The sequence below is a fragment of the Cupriavidus sp. WS genome (assembly GCF_000395345.1).
Lineage (GTDB): Bacteria > Pseudomonadota > Gammaproteobacteria > Burkholderiales > Burkholderiaceae > Cupriavidus > Cupriavidus basilensis_B.
Map to the genome: position 1 here is coordinate 1 of NZ_AQPL01000166.1, position 17,110 is coordinate 17,110.

18 protein-coding genes are annotated in these 17,110 nt (G+C 63.4%); all 18 read right to left on the reverse strand.

The window, feature by feature from the left end; translation table 11 throughout:
* On the reverse strand, nt 1-237 hold a 237-nt coding region (locus tag K206_RS0114370; RefSeq protein WP_020203102.1), incomplete at its 3' end, for a DUF2274 domain-containing protein.
* A complete protein-coding gene (locus K206_RS0114375; RefSeq protein WP_020203103.1) occupies nt 234-1,514 on the reverse strand; it encodes a TrbI/VirB10 family protein in 1,281 nt (426 codons plus the stop codon). The genes K206_RS0114375 and K206_RS0114370, both read right to left, overlap by 4 nt.
* 2 nt (nt 1,515-1,516) lie before the next feature.
* Nucleotides 1,517-2,521 (reverse strand): P-type conjugative transfer protein TrbG, encoded by a 1,005-nt coding sequence (gene trbG, locus K206_RS0114380; protein WP_029043628.1) that lies wholly within the window; start codon nt 2,519-2,521, stop codon nt 1,517-1,519.
* Nucleotides 2,518-3,222, reverse strand: coding sequence for a conjugal transfer protein TrbF (gene trbF / locus K206_RS0114385; protein ID WP_019439181.1), 705 nt, complete (start codon nt 3,220-3,222; stop codon nt 2,518-2,520). Before trbF ends, trbG begins: the two co-directional genes overlap by 4 nt.
* Nucleotides 3,223-3,251: 29 nt before the next feature.
* Entirely contained in the window at nt 3,252-4,631 is a 1,380-nt protein-coding gene (gene trbL / locus K206_RS0114390) for a P-type conjugative transfer protein TrbL (protein WP_020203105.1), read from the reverse strand.
* Nucleotides 4,628-4,942, reverse strand: coding sequence for a hypothetical protein (locus tag K206_RS0114395; RefSeq protein ID WP_020203106.1), 315 nt, complete (start codon nt 4,940-4,942; stop codon nt 4,628-4,630). The genes trbL and K206_RS0114395 overlap by 4 nt, the downstream gene beginning before the upstream one ends.
* A gap of 12 nt (nt 4,943-4,954) precedes the next feature.
* Nucleotides 4,955-5,698 (reverse strand): P-type conjugative transfer protein TrbJ, encoded by a 744-nt coding sequence (gene trbJ / locus K206_RS0114400; RefSeq protein WP_029043629.1) that lies wholly within the window; start codon nt 5,696-5,698, stop codon nt 4,955-4,957.
* Nucleotides 5,695-8,145, reverse strand: coding sequence for a conjugal transfer protein TrbE (gene trbE, locus K206_RS0114405; protein WP_020203108.1), 2,451 nt, complete (start codon nt 8,143-8,145; stop codon nt 5,695-5,697). Before trbE ends, trbJ begins: the two co-directional genes overlap by 4 nt.
* A gap of 12 nt (nt 8,146-8,157) precedes the next feature.
* Complete coding sequence (locus K206_RS0114410) at nt 8,158-8,427, reverse strand: VirB3 family type IV secretion system protein (protein ID WP_010280369.1); 270 nt, start codon at nt 8,425-8,427, stop codon at nt 8,158-8,160.
* Nucleotides 8,424-8,810: a TrbC/VirB2 family protein gene (locus K206_RS0114415; protein ID WP_020203109.1), complete on the reverse strand. Its 387-nt coding sequence runs from the start codon at nt 8,808-8,810 to the stop codon at nt 8,424-8,426. The genes K206_RS0114410 and K206_RS0114415 overlap by 4 nt, the downstream gene beginning before the upstream one ends.
* Nucleotides 8,807-9,856 (reverse strand): P-type conjugative transfer ATPase TrbB, encoded by a 1,050-nt coding sequence (gene trbB, locus K206_RS0114420; protein ID WP_020203110.1) that lies wholly within the window; start codon nt 9,854-9,856, stop codon nt 8,807-8,809. Before trbB ends, K206_RS0114415 begins: the two co-directional genes overlap by 4 nt.
* On the reverse strand, nt 9,853-10,329 hold the full coding sequence (locus tag K206_RS0114425; protein WP_029043630.1) for a ribbon-helix-helix protein, CopG family: 477 nt from the start codon (nt 10,327-10,329) through the stop codon (nt 9,853-9,855). Before K206_RS0114425 ends, trbB begins: the two co-directional genes overlap by 4 nt.
* Nucleotides 10,326-12,332: a conjugal transfer protein TraG gene (locus K206_RS0114430; protein ID WP_020203112.1), complete on the reverse strand. Its 2,007-nt coding sequence runs from the start codon at nt 12,330-12,332 to the stop codon at nt 10,326-10,328. The genes K206_RS0114425 and K206_RS0114430 overlap by 4 nt, the downstream gene beginning before the upstream one ends.
* 235 nt (nt 12,333-12,567) lie before the next feature.
* On the reverse strand, nt 12,568-12,834 hold the full coding sequence (locus K206_RS0114435) for an EexN family lipoprotein (protein WP_029043631.1): 267 nt from the start codon (nt 12,832-12,834) through the stop codon (nt 12,568-12,570).
* Between the two features lie 2 nt (nt 12,835-12,836).
* Nucleotides 12,837-13,781 (reverse strand): LysR family transcriptional regulator, encoded by a 945-nt coding sequence (locus K206_RS41560; RefSeq protein ID WP_081651395.1) that lies wholly within the window; start codon nt 13,779-13,781, stop codon nt 12,837-12,839.
* A gap of 62 nt (nt 13,782-13,843) precedes the next feature.
* On the reverse strand, nt 13,844-14,755 hold the full coding sequence (locus K206_RS41565; RefSeq protein WP_208630369.1) for a DMT family transporter: 912 nt from the start codon (nt 14,753-14,755) through the stop codon (nt 13,844-13,846).
* A gap of 24 nt (nt 14,756-14,779) precedes the next feature.
* Nucleotides 14,780-16,033: an MFS transporter gene (locus K206_RS0114440; protein WP_052165877.1), complete on the reverse strand. Its 1,254-nt coding sequence runs from the start codon at nt 16,031-16,033 to the stop codon at nt 14,780-14,782.
* The gene (locus tag K206_RS0114445; protein WP_029043633.1) at nt 16,030-17,073 is read right to left on the reverse strand and encodes an alcohol dehydrogenase; all 1,044 of its coding nucleotides are present in this window, start codon (nt 17,071-17,073) and stop codon (nt 16,030-16,032) included. The genes K206_RS0114440 and K206_RS0114445 overlap by 4 nt, the downstream gene beginning before the upstream one ends.
* Nucleotides 17,074-17,110 lie beyond the last annotated feature (37 nt).

The window sequence follows — 17,110 nt, forward strand, 5'->3', positions numbered from 1 at the left end:
CTTCGGCGGGGCGGCCTTGCCTGCCCCTCCTTTTCTGAATCCCCGATCCCCCGCCATGAACGCTTCCAGCATGTGCGGGATCAGCGTCGCCGCATCGACTGCCTCGCCATACGCCTGCGCGTGCAGCGCGGCGTAGCGGTCGAGGTCGGTTTTAAGACTGGCCGGGCAGGCAAAGGTGAGCTTGACGCTTTCGGTCTTGGGCAGCGGCCCCAGCCGCAGCTTCTTGGTTGTGCTCATCGTGAAGTCCCCCGATTGAAGAACAGCGGCTGGTACGGCCGCAACACCAAGTCGCGGTTGACGATGATCCGCACCGGCAGGCCGGGCCGTTGGGTCAAGGTGGGCTGGATGTTGAGGTTGCGCCGGGTCACTTCCTGGCCGATTTGATTCACCGTGTCCTGCAAACTGTCACGCCCGGCGATGATGACGCGATCGCCATCTTGTCGATTCTCCGGCGCGGCCAGTTCGGCGCCGACGCCCAGCAGGGTCGTCAGCGCCGCACCGGCAAAGATGCGGCCCCAGTGGTAGTCCACATCGTCTTCCAGGCCGGCATAGCCGGCCGGATCTGCGCCGGCCAGATTGTCGAGCGTCAACGAAGACGTGTCCGGCAGAATGATCCGATTCCAGACGACTTGAACGCGGCTCTGCCCGTAACTGACCTGGCTGTTGTATTTGCCCAGGATGCGCGAACCCTGCGGGATCAGCAGGAAACGCCCGGTGGCCGTGTCATAGACCGGCTCTGTCACAGTGGCGATCACGTCGCCGGGCAAGTCCGACTTGATGCCCGTCACCAGCGCTCCGGCAACCACCGTTCCGGCCATGACCTGATACGGCGAAGCCGGCAGGGTCAGGTTGCCGGAATTGCGGGTTTCCGTAGAGCCGCCTTTCAGGAAAGCCTCCTTCTGGTCTTGCCGGTTCTGCACGGCGGTCGGATCGGCAGGCTGGGCCGCCGTCGAGGCCGGCCCGGCGGCCATCGGGTCGAACGCCGCATTGGCGGCGAAGCCCGGCGCGGTGGCGGCCTGCGACTGCGCGACCGGCGCGGCCGCCTGCGCACCCGAGCGGAAGAACACGGACGATGCTGCGGCAGCTTCGGCTTCCTTGCGCAGCGCATCGTTCGGGTCGTGGCCGGGAGCCGCGTAGGCGGCTGTCACCGGCTGCTGCGACTTCACGATGACCGGGCCGAGGTCGCCCGGCAGCGGCGGCCCCAGCTCGGGTACATCGTGCGGCAAGGCTGGCGGCAGCTTCGAGTAGTCCGTCGGTAGCGCATCCAGCCCTTCGGACTTCGAGACGCGATCGACGTTGTAAAGCTCGGTTTGCTCGCCCGTACCGCGCCGATGCGGTTGCAGCGACCAGATCGTGGCCCCAAGCACGGCGACCGACAGGCCGCCCGCGAGGATGGCCAGCGTGCGCCGGTTCAGGCGCGTGACCGGACGCGGCTGGGCACGCAGCGCCACAGCCTCGGGCGCCACCTTGCCCGCCGGCGGAGCGGCGAGGTCGGGAGTGTCATCCTGGCTCATGGTCAGTTCCTCCGCGCCACGCCATCGGTGCGCTCGATACGCACCACGTCGCCGCCATCGCCGCCCAGGCGCAGTTCTGCTGCACCGAACAGGCGATCCACGATGTAGTACGGCGAGCGGAAGCGATAGTTCACCAGTTGCCCGTCGCCCTGTGTGCCGATGACGAACAGCGGCGGCAGCTCGCCCTGGGCGATGCCTGCCGGGAACTGGATATAGACCTTCTCGCCATCGTCGAAGGCGCGCAGCGGCTTCCACGGCGGATTGCCGCCCGACACCGCGTAGCGGAAACGGATCTTCTCCAGCGACAGGCCAGTATCGACCGGCGCGGCGGCGCTGGCCGCCTGTGCCTGGCGTTGCAAGGCCAGCATCCGGTCTTTCGGATAGTCCCAGGACACCGACGCCATCCATGCCTTGTCGGTCGAAGTCAGTTCCAGCAGGTACGTCCTGCGGCTGGTGGTAATGACCAGATTGGTCTTCAAGCTGGAACGGATGGGTTTGACCAGCACATTGACGCGCAGATCGGCCCCGCTGCCGCTGGAGGTGTCTCCGACGATCCAGCGCACGGTATCGCCCGCAGCGACCGTCACCAGTTCCTCGCCGGGCTGGAGCGCAATCACCGTCACGCGACCCACGGACGCATAGACCTGGTACAGCGCGCCATCGGTGAAGGGCCAGACCTGGATCGCATTGACGTAGCCCTCGCGGGTCGGTGCGATGCGTGCCTCGGCGTTGGCACGAGAAACGCGCACCTTCTCGTCGGCAGGCTCCGGTGCCGCCGGGGCCACATCGACGTCCGGCAGCGGCTTCAACTGCGCTGGCAGCGCCAAGGGTTCGGGCACTGCCACCACTTCGATGGGCTTGGGCGGCTCGGGCAATGGCTGAGCCTGCACCGGCTCATCGAGCGAGATCATCGGCGGCGGTTTGCCCTGCGTGGCACAGCCCGCAAACAGGACAGTCGATGCCAGCAGGATCACCGGCAATGCAGTTTTACGGAAATGTGCATTCATGGTTTGGCTCCTTCAGAAGAATCCAGTTCACGGCTCCACGACAAGCCATTGACGTAGATGCCCAGCGGGTTGCGGCGCAGGCGTTCTTCGGTGCGCGGGGTCTGCTGCACGATGGACACCACCGCCGTCCATCGCTCCAGCCCGGCCGCCGCGCCATTGACGTAGCGGCGTTCCGTCCAGCGCACGTTGAACGACGCATCACTGGCGCGAACCACGCTGGTGATCTGCACCGTCACCGACTCCTTGCCAATACGGGCGAACGGGTCATTCACCCGCGCATAGTCGTTGAGCACCGCCGCGCCCCGGTCGGTGGTGTAGTCGTAGGCATCGAGCCAGTTCTGGCGCACAACGATCGGGTCGATGGACAGCGAGCGCACCAGCGTCACGAAGCGCGCGATGTGGTGTGCCGTCTGCGCATCGGTGGGCCGATACGGCGTGGCCGCTTCGCCCACGGTGCGCACCTGGCCGGACTGATCGACCTCGATGACATAGGGCGTGACGATGGATTGGGCCGAGCGCCACACCAGGCCGCCGGCCATCAGCAATGCGAGCACCAGGCAGCCGAAGGCCATCAGCCGCCAATTCTTGGCCTGCACGCGGGCCGAGCCGATGCGCTCGTCCCAGACCTGGGCAGCAGCTTGATACGGGGTGGCAGGCTGCGGCGTATCGGCATAGCGCACCTGCGGTCGTTTGAATCGCATGGAGTTCTCCTTGAAAGTCAGCTATCGGGTTATTCATCGGGGCGCAGGCTCGGGCCTTGGCCCGAACCGCCACCGTCGCCACCGCGCAGCGTGTGCGCGGCCGTGGTGGTGGCCTGGGTGAGTCGTTGGCGGCGTTGCAGGCGCTTGGCCCAGCCCGGTTGTTCCTGCTTCTGCGCATTGGCCGTGTCGCCTGTGCTGGCCTGCCCGGAGCTGGCAGCGCCACCGCCAGAACTACTATCGGTGCCGGAGCCTTGCCAGCCTGCTTTGAATGGCGCGGCCGCCTTGGCTGCCGCCGCTTTGATGCCTGCACCGGCGCGTTGGCCTGCCGCCTGTGCGCCGCCCTTGGCGACACTGCCTAGCCCTGCCATCGCACCCTTGGCCCCGCCGCCCGCAGCGGCAGAACCGGCCTGGAAAGCCGACTTCGCGCTGCCAGCCGCCGAGGTCGCGGCCCGCGCGCCAGCCCCGGCGAGCTTGGCGGCAGCCGGTGCCATCCGCGCCCCGGCCATCACGGCACCGCCCACGCCGGTGGCCGCAGCACCCACGGCAACCGCCGCGCCTGCGGCACCCACAGCAGCACCGGCCATCGCCCCGGCACCCAACTGCGGTGCGCCGGATACGAGCCCGGTGGCAATGCCAGGGCCGAAGATCCCCAAGGCCAGCAGCGTGAGCGAGGCCAGCATGATGACCACCGCATGGTCGATGGACGGCTCGGCGGGATGTACCTGGAACTCGGCGAACAGGCCCGAGCCGATGCCGACGATGACGGCCAGCACCAATACCTTGATGCCCGACGACACCACGTTGCCCAGCACCTTTTCGGCAAGAAAGCTGGTCTTGTTCCACAGCGCGAACGGCACCAACACGAAGCCCGCGAGCGTGGTCAGCTTGAACTCGATCAGCGTGATGAAAAGCTGGATCGCCAGCACAAAGAAGCACAGGATCACCACCGCCCAAGCCAGGAACATGACCACGATGGGCGTCATGTTCACGAACACCTCGGGGAAGCCCGCCATGTCGCTGATCTGCTCAAGAATGGGGGCCGCTGCGTCGATGCCGGTCTTGGCCAGGCGTCCCGGTTGTAGGAATTCGCCCATGCTCATCGTCGAGCCGCTGGCTGTCAGGCCCAGGCCCGCGAACGAGCGGAAGACGATGCTGGCCAGCCAGTTGAAGTTGTTGATGATGTACGCGAAGGCACCGACGTAGAGCACCTTGCGCAGCAACTTGGCGATCACGTCATCGCCCTGGCCGGTGGCGTGGCTCATCGCCCAGTACAACCCGGCAATCGTCATGTCGATGACGATCAGCGTGGCGGTCAGGAATGCCACTTCGCCCTGCAGCAGCCCGAAGCCCGAGTCGATGTAGCGCGAGAAGGTAGCGAGAAAGCGGTCGATCACTGTCACGTCGTTCATGGCACGTCCCTATCGAAGGGCATGGCGTCCTGGTTACTGGAGGGCGTGTCGAAGCTCGGCGGGATCGGCGGCAGATCGGCCAGCGTGCGGAACTCGTCAGGCCCGGTTTCACCGGCGAAGAAGCGCCGCCGGAAGGCTTCAGCCGCGGCTAGGCAGGCGTCTTCGCCTGCCGTCGTCCGGTCGGCTGCACACTGCGCACGCAAAGCCTTGAGCCGCACGGGATCGGCGGCCAGGGCAGCGGCCAGGTCTTCGGTCGGCTGCTGGCTGCAAGCGACCAGCAGCACGGGCAGCAGGAGGGCAAGGCATCGCATGGCCGTCTCCCGTCAGTTGCCGTAGAAATCCACGCGCTGCGGCGTGTAGGGCGTGCCATCGCCCAGGAACCGGCGCGTCACTTCACGGCCACGTTCGACAGCCGCTGCTTGGCGTGCCAGTTCCAGCGCGGCGGCGCGTTCCTGCGTGATCTGGAGTTGCTGCGCTTGGATGGACTGCTTGGCCTGCAAGGCCAGAAGCTGGTTGGTCGCCTGCATGGCTTGCAGCGCGCCGGTGGCGGACTGACTCTGGCTGACCAGATCGGACAGTGCGCTTTCGTCTTGCGCCAGGCTCTGCGACACCTGCGCCTGCATCCGCATCGCGGTGTGCAGGCCGTTCAGCGTGTTCTTCCAGCGCTCCTGCGCGTCGCGCAGCATCTGGTCGCCGCTGACGGTCGCGGCGTACTGCTCCGGGTACAGCCGGGCGAAGGTGGCATCCATGCTCTGCACGTCGTAGGCCAGGCCGCGAGCCTCGGCGATCAGCCGCTCGGTGGTCGCCAGCGTCGAGCGCAGGCGATTGACGATGTTGAAGTCCAGCTTCGCCAGATTGCGCGCCTGGTTCATCAGCATCTGCGCTTCGTTCTGAAGCTGCTTGATCTGGTTGTTGATCTGCTCCAGCGTGCGCACGGCGGTCAGCGTGTTCTGCACGAAGTTCGACGGATCGAACACCGTCAGCGCGGACGCAGGCTGTAAGGCCAGCAGCGATACCGACAGCACAGCAGCGAGCGAGACAGACAGCAAACGGGGTTGGGTTTTCATGGTGAAACCTCCAGGGGTTGAGAAGCGAGGAAGGACGCTGCTGCCGGTGAGGACGGCAGCAGGTCAGCGGCCCAATCGAGACCGCGATGGCGCAGCCAGGCACCGGAAAAGCCCGGAGTGCCTGCGTCCAGAAGCACGCGATCCATGTCGCGCTGGTCTTGCGGCGTGGATGCCCCGGCGAAAGCCAGCGTGGCTGGCCCCAGATCAAGGTCGAACAGGCGATTGCCCAGGCGCGATTGGTAGTAATAGTCACGCTTGGGCTGCGCGGTCGCCACGATCTCGATCTGGCGGCTGTTGAGGCCGAAGCCTTCGTAGATCGTGCGGATCTGCGGCTCGGTCGCCTGCGGGTTGGGCAGGAAGATGCGGCTGGCACAGCTTTCGATCACTGCCGGGGCAATGCTCGAATCCTTGATGTCGGCCAGCGACTGCGTGGCGAAGATGACGCTGACGTTCTTCTTGCGCAGTGTCTTGAGCCATTGCCGGATGCGCGCGGCGAACACCGGGTCATCAAGGAACAGCCAGGCTTCATCGAGGATCAGCAGCGTGGGCGCGCCGTCGAAGCGTTCATCGAAGCGGGCGAACAGGTAACCCAGCACGGCCAGCACCGCCGCCTTGCTGTGCATTAGCTCTTCCATTTCGAAGCACTGCACGCTGCTGTAACCCAGCCGGTCGGCATCGGCGTCTAGCAGCTTGCCGTGGGCACCGCCCAGCACATAGGGCGCGAGAGCCTGGCGCAGTGCGTTGGATTGCAGCAGCACCGATAGGCCCGTTATCGTGCGCTGCTCCACTGGCGCACCCGAAAGGCTGCCGAGTGCCGACCAGATCGCTGCCTTCTCGTCCGGGCCGATGGCCACACCTTCATGCAGCAGGCGGCCTTCCACCCATTCGGCGGCCCAGGTGCGGTAGCCCTCCTGGTCGATGCGGGCCAATGGCTGGAACGCAATCGCCCCGTCGTTGCCTAGGTCGTAATGCTCGCCGCCCAGGCCCAGGATGGTGGCGCGCATGGAGCGGCCCATATCGAAGGCAAAGATGCGCGAGCCGGGATAGCGGCGAAACTGCATCGCCAGCGTAGCCAGGAGCACCGACTTGCCCATGCCGGTCGGCCCGGCGACCAGCGTGTGGCCCACGTCGCCAATGTGCGTCACCAGCCGGAACGGTGTCGCGCCATCGGTGCGGGTGACGATCAGCGGTGGGTCATCCAGATGCGCGTTCTTCTCCGGCCCGGCCCACACAGCAGACAACGGCATCATGTGTGCCAGGTTCAGCGTCGAGACGATGGGCTGGCGCACGTTGGCGTAGGCATTGCCGGGAATGGATGACAGCCAGGCATCCACCGCATTCAAGGTCTCGGGGATAGTGACGAAGCCCCGGCCCTGGATGACGCGCTCGACCATGCGCAGTTTCTCGTCGGCCACGGCGGCATCGGCATCCATGACGGTGACGGTGGCCGTCAGGTAGCCGAAAGACACCTGATCGCTGCCCAGCTCCTGCAGGGCGGCATCGGCATCGGCGGCCTTGTTGTTGGCGTCGGTATCGACCAGCGGGCTTTCCTGTTGGAAGATCGTTTCACGCAACAGCGCGACGACATTCTTGCGCTTGGCGAACCATTGACGGCGCAGTCGGCCCAGCTCTCTTTCCGCCTCGGCTTTGTCCAGGCACAGAAAGCGCGTGCTCCAGCGATAGCCGAAGCCCAGACGGTTGAGATCGTCCAGAATCCCCGGCCAGGTTGAGGTCGGAAAACCCCGCACCGATACCACGCGCAGGTGCTGGTCGCCCAGCATGGGTGCCAGGCCACCGACCAGCGCGGAATCGGTCAGCAGCGCGTCGATATGGAACGGCACGTCGGGCACACCGACGAGATAGCGCCGCGTGGACACCGTGGTGTGCAGGTAAGTCAGTGTCTGGCTGTCATCGAGCCAGGCAATCTCCGGCATCACGCCGTCGAGCAAGTCGAAGACGCGATCCGTTTCAGCCACGAAGGCTTCCAGCCGACCCTGCCAGTCCACGCCATCGCCCGGCGCGTTCTCATAGAGCATCTTGGCGGCGCGGGCGCGGGATTCTTCTGGTGGCAGATAAGCCAGCGTGAGGTGATAGGCGCTCTCGTAGTGATGGCCGGATTCCTCGAAGGCTGCGCGGCGTTCTTCCTCCACCAGCCAGGACAGCGGCTCGGGGAAGTCGGAACGCGGATAGCCCGCCGCAGCGCGGCGCTCGGCTTCAATGAACAAGGCCCAGCCCGATCCCAGGCGGCGCAGTGCGTTGTTCAGGCGCGCCGACGTGGCGATCAGCTCGCCTTGCGTGGCGCTGTCCAGATCCGGCCCACGAAAACGCGCCGTGCGCTGGAACGAGCCATCCTTGTTCAAGACGACGCCCGGCCCGATCAGCCCGGCCCAGGGCAGCCAGTCGGCCAGCAGCGCGGGCCGCTGGCGGTATTCGGCAAGGTTCAGCATGTCGGCTTCTCCCTATGCGTCCAGCAGCGGCTTGTGCTTGATGTGCCGGGCGAAGACCTGCATGAACTGCGGATCGACGCGCGCACCCCACACCGCCAGCGAATGGCCGACAATCCACAGCACCACGCCGGGAATCCACAGTTGCAGGCCCAGCCCGACGGCGGCGGCCAGCGTGCCGTTGGCAATCGCCACGGTGCGCGGCGCACCGCCCAGCAGGATCGGCTCGGTCAGCGAGCGATGCAGCGGCACTTCAAAGCCCGGAAGATCGGTGGCCGTGCTCATACGACGGCCCCGCCGGAGAAACTGAAGAACGACAGGAAGAAGCTCGAAGCCGCAAAGGCAATGCTCAACCCGAAGACGATCTGGATCAGCTTGCGAAAGCCGCCACTGGTATCGCCGAAGGCCAGCGCCAAGCCCGTCGCAATAATGATGATGACCGCGACGATACGGGCCACCGGCCCCTGGATGGATTCGAGGATGGATTGCAGCGGGCCTTCCCACGGCATCGAGGAACCGGCGGCCTGTGCGGTTCCGGCCAGGAACAACAACAGCGCGGCCAGCAGCAGCCCTTGCCCCGCAGGGCGGGCCAGGCTGCGCAGCCGTGCCAGGCTGGACAGGCGAGAAAGCGGATTTACAGAAAGATGGAAAGCATCAACGTGCGTCATGGCAGTTCTCCAGAGGATTGGTCGAGGGACTGGGAAGGAACAGGCGGCAGCTCGGGAAACGACGTTTCCAGCGCATCCGCCAGGCGGTAGCCCGCGCCGTCGAAACCGACGACACGGGAAATGGTTTCGACGTGGCGCTTGCGGCCACGGCCTGCGATGTGGATGACGACGTTGACCGCCTCGGCGATCAGGGCGCGGGGCGGATTCACCGCCACTTCGAGGATCAGTTGCTCCAGGCGCAGCAGCGCGCCCAACGCGGAGCCGGCATGGATGGTGGCGATGCCACCGGGGTGGCCGGTGCCCCAGACCTTCACCAGATCCAGCGCTTCGCCGCCGCGCACTTCGCCGACGATCACGCGATCCGGGCGCAGCCGCATCGTTGCGCGCACCAGTTCCTGCATCGACACCACGCCTGCGCGGGTGCGCAATGGCACATGGTCACGGGCCGCGCATTGCAGTTCGATGGTGTCTTCGAGCACCAGCACGCGGTCGCCGGTGGCGGCGATCTCGGCCAGCAAGGCATTGGCCAGCGTGGTCTTGCCGGTGCTGGTGCCTCCGGCGATCAGGATGTTGTGCCGCTCGCGCACGGCATGACGCAGAAACTCGGCCTGCCCAGCGGTCAGGATGCCATCGGCCACATAGCGATCTAGACCGATGATGCTCACGGCCCGCTTGCGCAGCGCAAAGGCCGGGCCGGGTGCGGCGGGCGGCAGGATGCCCTCGAAGCGCTCGCCGGTCTCCGGCAGTTCGGCGGTCAAGAGCGGTTGGCCGCGATGTACCTCCGCACCAACGTGAGCGGCGACCAGACGGATGATGCGTTCGCCATCGGCTTCGGGCAGTTCGATGCCCAGCGGCGCACGGCCAGACGACAGCCGATCCACCCACAGCGTCCGGTCGGGGTTAAGCATCACTTCCACCACGTCCGGGTCTTCCAGCGCTGCGGCGATCACCGGCCCCATCGCCGTGCGCAGCATCTGGATGCGGCGATCCAGCGAAGTCGCGGCCGACGAACGCGGTTCGGGCGGCATCTGCTGAACGGCGCTCATGAGGCACGCTCCGCAGCACGTTCATGGGCTTCGGTCAGCACCGCCGCGTCGTCCATCCGCATGGGGTCTGGATGCAGTTCTTCCACCACGTCCCGCACCAGGCTGCGGCCACGCAGCAGGTGGCGGCCCAACTGTTCGACGAACTGCTCGAAGCGCGCCTTGCCCTGGGCGCGAGCTGCATCCTGATGGGCTTCGGGCACCGGCGTGCTGACGGTCAGGTAGTAGCGGATAAACAGCGCCAGCGTTTCGATCTGGATGTTCTGGTCACGCTCCAGACGCTCGGCTTGCCGCGACAGGCGATCCAGACGCTTGGCAATGGCGGCCTCGCGCTGGTCGCCGGCATCGAGCGACAGCCAGGACGCCAAGGCAGCGGCGACGATGCTGGACTTGGATACGCCTTTCTTGGCGGCCAGTTCGTCCAGACGCTTGGCGTGCTCGTGCTGGATGAACAGGTTCAATCGGTATTGGCTCATAGGTCGATTCCGTCGTTAGGGTCGAGGGATGCCAGCCGCGCCGTGCGCTGCATGGCGGGGTCGAGCTGGCCGGGAAGCACCGGGGGCATGTCGTCGTCATCGAGCAGCGACAGGTCACTGGTCGGGGTATCCATCTCGGGGGCATAGGCAATGGCTTCGGACAGTTCGGGCTGGCGGCGTGGGCCGCCGTCGTCGGTCGAACCCAAGGCCTCCAGGTCATCGGCGGACGCCGTAGCCGGTGCCGCAGGAACCACAGGTATGGCCAGGCCGCTCCAGTCGTCAGGTCGTGCAGGCGGCACATCGGCATAGCGGCCAACCGTCACCGCAGGCGGCGGCAACACCCGTTGCTTGAAATTGGCGTCGGCGAAGTAGCGCAGCTTCTTCGCCTTGATCGGCGCGACGCTGGACACCATCACCACCGCTTCATCAGTCGGCAACTGCATTACTTCGCCTGGCGTCAGCAGCGGACGTGCGGTTTCTTGGCGCGACACCATCAGATGGCCGAGCCACGGTGCAAGCCGGTGGCCTGCGTAGTTGCGCTGGGCGCGCAACTCAGTGGCCGTGCCCAATGTTTCGGAAATGCGTTTGGCCGTGCGTTCGTCGTTGGTGGCGAAGGTCACGCGCACATGGCAGTTGTCCAGAATCGAATGGTTCTGCCCATACGCCTTGTCGATCTGGTTGAGCGACTGGGCGATCAGGAAGCTGCGGATGCCATAGCCCGCCATGAAGGCCAGCGCCGTCTCGAAGAAGTCCAGCCGCCCCAGCGCCGGGAACTCGTCCAGCATCAACAACAGCTTGTGGCGGCGTTGGATGCCGTCACTGCCATCCAGCGATTCGGTGAGCCGTCGCCCGATCTGGTTGAGGATCAGCCGGATCAGCGGCTTGGTGCGCGAGATGTCGGAAGGCGGCACTACCAGATACAGCGATACCGGATGCTCTGCTGCGATCAGGTCAGCGATGCGCCAGTCGCAGCGCGACGTGACTGCGGCCACCGTGGGATCTCGGTACAGGCCGAGGAACGACATGGCGGTGGAGAGCACGCCCGAGCGCTCGTTGTCCGACTTGTTGAGCACTTCGCGGGCAGCGGATGCAACGACGGGATGCTGGGCATCACCCAGGTGCTTGGTCGTCATCATCCGATGCAAGGTCAGCTCGAACGGGCTGGCCGGGTCGCTGAGGAAGTTGGCAACGCCCCGTAGCGTCTTGTCTTCGCCCGCGTAGAGCACATGCAGGATCGCGCCGACCAGCAGCGCGTGACTGGTCTTCTCCCAATGGTTGCGCTTCTCCAGCGCGCCTTCTGGATCGACCAGGATGTCGGCGATGTTCTGCACGTCGCGCACCTCATGCGCGCCGCGCCGCACTTCCAGCAGCGGGTTGTAGGCCGCTGAACTGGCATCAGTGGGGTTGAACAGCAGGCAGTGCGAGAAGCGCGAACGCCAGCCAGCGGTGATCTGCCAGTTCTCGCCCTTGATGTCGTGGATGACAGCGGACGCGGGCCAACTCAACAATGTCGGCACCACCAGGCCCACACCCTTGCCTGAGCGCGTCGGCGCAAAGGTCAGGACGTGTTCCGGCCCTTCGTGCCGCAGGTAGTGGCCGTCATGTTGGCCGAGAAAGACACCAGCAGGCTGCGTCAGCCCAGCCTTGCGAATGTCGGCGGCATCGGCCCAGCGAGCCGAGCCATAGGTCGTCACCTTGCGCGCCTGGCGCGAGCGCCACACCGACATGGCGATGGCGACCGCCACGGCCAACAGGCCACTGCTTGCCGCGATCATGCCGCCGGTGTCGAACACCTGCGGCGCGTAGGCGTCGAAGAAGAACCACCACTCGAACAGTTTCCACGGGTAATAGACCGGCGTGCCGTGGAAGTCGAACCAGGGCGAGCCCAGGCGTAGCTGGTAGCCCAATGCGGCGGCTGTCCATTGCGTGGCACCCCACACGCCGGCGATCACGATGCCGAACACGGCGGCGATCTGACCGAACAACACGCCCTGAGCTTGCATACCCTGGCCTCCGATTTCTCCTGCGCTGATTCCCCGTGGAAAACGCGGCACAAAGGCGTGCCGCAGGCGTCAGGATCGGTGCCGGTTCAGTGCCAGTCAAAGACCGTTATCGGCAGCAAGGTGATGCAAAAAGCATGGTTTCATGCAGGGACGAAACCAGTAAAAACGCCGCAGGCGTGAGCGCGCTGCGGCGTGTTGAGAAACAAAAACAGGATATGCGGAAATCCGCCAACGGTCAGAACTTCGGCGACGTTTCCGATGGCGTGTAAGGCACTTTCCCATCGCCAAAGAAGCGCTTGTTCGTCGCTTCGGCCACGCGGTTGCACAGCACGTCGCCCATCGTGGGGCGCTCGGTCTTGCACTGGCGGCGCATCTCCTTCAAACGTTCGGGATCGGCGGCCAGTTCTTCCACGGTCGGGAGATTAGATTCCTGCTTGGGCGACTCCGAAGGACCGCAGGCCGTGAGTGCAGCAACCAGCAAGAACGGGGCAAGCAGCTTCATGGTCATGGCTCGGTTTCCTCCTGTGAGTCGGGTTCAACGGGTGGTGAGGCTCTGCTGCCTTCGGGGGATTCGATGGCTTGCACTCGCTCGATAAAACGCGCCACGACATCTGACGAGTCACCTTCCCGGTGCAGCAAATAAGTCTTCAACAAAAGAGGGCGACCTGCCAATGGCCGCGCAACTACACCAGGTTCTCGACTTGCGGCAACGTGAGGAGCTCCTGCCAACCCTATTGCAAACCCTGCTGATACCAGTGCCATCATTAAATCAATGGAGGCCACGTACTCAGCGATCAGTGGCTCAATATTTGCTCGACGCAATGCTCGCTCAACTTGGCGGGCATGGCCTTCGCAGACTTGAGGGTCACACAACACCACCGGGTAACGCAGTAACTCTTCTAATGGGATGCGCTTGTACTTCAGTAACGGATGCCTCGCGGGTACCGCCACCATCAGTGCATCGCTCCACACTGCTTCAGCAGTGATTCCTTCGCCCACGTCATTCGATTGCGCAAAGCCTAAGTCGTACAAATCATCGTGAAGCCCCTTGATTTGATGCGACAGCGGCACCTCAAACAGGCGAATCTCGATTTCTGGCTCTTCTTGCCGACATAGCGCCAGCAGCGATGGAAGGCGAGATGGAGTCAAACCATCGGATAGCGAAACGCGCAATTGACCATGAAAACCGTTGGCCGCCGCCTTTACACTGTCGCGCGCTTGCTGCAATGCAGTAAAGACGCGTGGCACATGATCCATGAATAGTTTTCCTGCACGCGTCAGTCTCGTGCTTCGGCTAGTGCGAACAAATAGTTGCTCGCCCAGTTCCTCTTCCAGCTCTTTTATCGTCCGAGACAGTGGCGACTGCTCGATATGTAAGCGCTCTGCCGCTCGGGCGAAATGAAGTTCCTCCGCTACAGCAAGGAAGCAGCGCAAATGCCGAAGTTCCATATTCTCCTCTCCGCTGATCCCATTTTTAAAGCCTTTGTTAAATCAACTAAAAAAGATGTTTCTTAATCCTGTGTGACGACGTTACTCTGCTGCCCAGCCGTCGCTTTCATCGTGACCCAAGCCACGCCAATCAATGTGATGGATGCCGAAATCCCACTCATCCATGAGATGTTTTCACTCAGAATCAATACACCAAGGATGGCACTCAGAACGGGTACTGAAAGTTGTACTGCGCCAGCGCTGATGGCCGTCATACGCACACGCACCCAGTACCAGACTGCGTACCCGATGGCCGATGCAAGGGTGCCGGACAGCAAGGCGTAAACGGCTCCTTTGGTATCGAAGCTCAGGTGCTCATGTTGAAGCCACATCAACCCGAAGGCTAACGGCACTGCCCACAGAAAACTGCTCGCGGTACTAGCTACAGGCGAGTCCGCTGACCGCCCGATCAGCGAAAACCCTCCCCAAGCAAAACCTGCCACTGCCATCAACGCCGTAGCAGAGAGTGACGGCGCAGAGGCCGAGGGGGTAAGAAAAGCTGCTAGACCGACCAAAGCTAGAAGCACCCCAAAAATACTGGTTCGTTCTCCCTTGTAATATCCATACCCGATCATCAATAACTGTGCTGATGCAAACAATACCAACGCACCGGCACCGGTACTTATATCTCGATATGCAAAGGAGAATGAAGCTGCATAAGTAAACAGTAGAATGGCTGGCCACCATCCCGATCTGGCAAGCCTCAATGGCGCTCTCTGCAATATTAAGATTGCCAGCAGCGTGATCGCACCTGAAACGATCCTTATCACGGTGAAAGAGGTTGCGTCGATGGCTGTCGTTTGGAAAGCCAGCCGAGTTAGTAGAGAGTTAGCAGCGAAAGCCACCATTGCAAAGCAAGTTAGCAGGACAATGGGGATCAAAGATATCCTTCCCCCTGCCGAGTTCATTTCGCTCTTAGTTTGCCTTGTCTCCATATCTGTCCCCTTCCTGTTTTTAGGTTATTGCAGAGCGCGAATATTTCTTCTTTGCTTGTGCATTGCCACCGTTAGCGAAACGACTGCAATTACAAGCGGCACAAAAGACACCCAGAGCACCATATTCCAGCCGTAGGCGGACAGTAGGCCGCCGGACGAAAAGGAGCCGATGGCCATCACACCGAAGACGATGAAATCATTGAGCGATTGCACTCGTGTTTTTTCTTCTGGGCGGTGGCACTCCAGTACCAGTGCCGACGCGCCGAGAAATCCGAAATTCCACCCCAACCCCAACAAGATCAGAGAGCTAAGGAAATGGGCCTCTTCCATCCCGCCCAACCCGACAGCCGCCGACAGCCCTGTCAGCACGAGGCCTACCGCTGCTATACGCACCGCACCAAAGCGCGCAATGAGATGACCGGTAAAGAAGCTGGGGGCATACATGGCAATAACGTGCCATTGCAAACCCAGGTTGGCTGACGCCTGAGAATGCCCGCACAGATGCATTGCCAGCGGCGCTGCGGTCATCAGGAAGTTCATGAGCATGTAAGTGACCGCGCCGCATATGACCGCGGCGATGAAACGGGGCTGCAATGCGATCATTGTCAATGGCCGCCCACCCGAGACTTCTGCCGCATCTGGCTTCGGCAGTTTCACGCCAAGCAGGATCAACGCCGAAAGCGCCGCGACAGCGGCCTGCACAACAAACGTGGCAGCAAAAAGATGTGGTGGCCACCAATCCATCGTCCAGGTCACCAATTGCGGCCCGACGACGCCGGCAGCGACTCCTCCGGCCATGACGAGCGATAAGGCTCGCGCACGGCGAGACGGTGCAACGCCGTCGGCAGCAGCAAAGCGAAACGACAGCACCACCGCAGCGTAGCTCCCGCCCAGGAAAGTGCTGAGGCAAAACAACCAGAACGATCCCAGGATGACAGCGAATACCGCCAGCACGCCTGCAAGTACGCCAGCCGCTGTGCCAGCCAGGAATGCTGAGCGCCTCCCATGGTGACGTGCCAGTGCACCGACTGGAAAGATGCACGCCGCCATACCTACAACGAAGATGGAAATGGGTAATGTGGCGAGCGCAGGGGCCGGAGCAAGCTGGTTGCCAACCACTGCGCCTGTGGCGTAGACCACGACTCCATTCGCGCCCGCCAATGCTTGAGCAATCGACAGTCGCCAGATGTTTCCTCTCTGCACGCTTTCAGGCAGCAAGTCATGGGAGTTGCTGCTAGGTGACAGGTGCGGATCAGTATGGGGGGACGTATTCTTCATGCGATCTCGGTGCTGCGTTGGCCACCAACAGTCAGCACCATCCGGAACTTGACGTTGCCTGACTTCATGCGCTGATAGGCTTCATTGGCCTGCTCGAATGGCATCACTTCGATCTTGGGGCGTACCCCCGCCAGCACGCTGAAATCCAGCGTTTTTTCGTTCTCCCAGGGCGATCCGGTGATTGAGCCCAGTACGCTGCGCTCTCCCACAATTAGGTGGCCCGCAGACACAGGTAATGGATCTTTCCCTGCGCCAAGTAGCACTAGGCGGCCTTGTGGCGCCAGCCCGGCCATCAGCGGGGAGACCACGGCAGGAGCGCCAATCGTGGTGATGATGGCCTGCGCGCCTCCCATGGCTTTGAGCTTGGCCGCCGCATCCTCTTCGTTGGTGTCGATGTAGAGGTGTGCGCCCAGATCGAGCGCATCGTTGGCGATGTCACTGCCTCGTCCTACGGCCACTACGCGAAAACCCATGCGACGCGCATATTGCAACGCCATGTGGCCCAGCCCACCAATGCCCAGAATGGCGACGGTATCGCCGGCCTGCGCCCCGCACTTCTTCAAGGCATTGAACGTGGCGATCCCCGCACAAAGAATCGGAGCAGCTTCTTCCGCATGGAGTTCGTCGGGAATCGACACCAGGCCGGACGCCCGAGCAAGCATGACCTCGGCGTAGCCGCCGTCGCAGGTGGCGCCGACGAAGGGCTGGTTCTGGCATAGTTGAAAATGTCCCTGGCGACATTGCGCGCACTCCCCGCAAGGCCCACCCAGTCGGCCAACACCGACACGCTGGCCGATTTTCCAGATGGAAGGCACATGTGCTCCAAGCGCGGTGATCCGGCCCACTACCTCGTGACCGGGTACACGAGGCGGCTGCAACGTCGGATCGGCACCTTCGATGTCGCCCACGTCGGCGCCACAGATGCCGCAGGCATCAACTTCAATCAACACTTCACCCGCGCCTGGTGTTGGCGTGGGACGTTCCACCAGTTCCAGAAAGCCTGGCTGGGTGACTTGCATGGCACGGTATGTCGTTTGCATATCTGCCGCTCCTAAAAATGGTGAATAGAAAAATGCT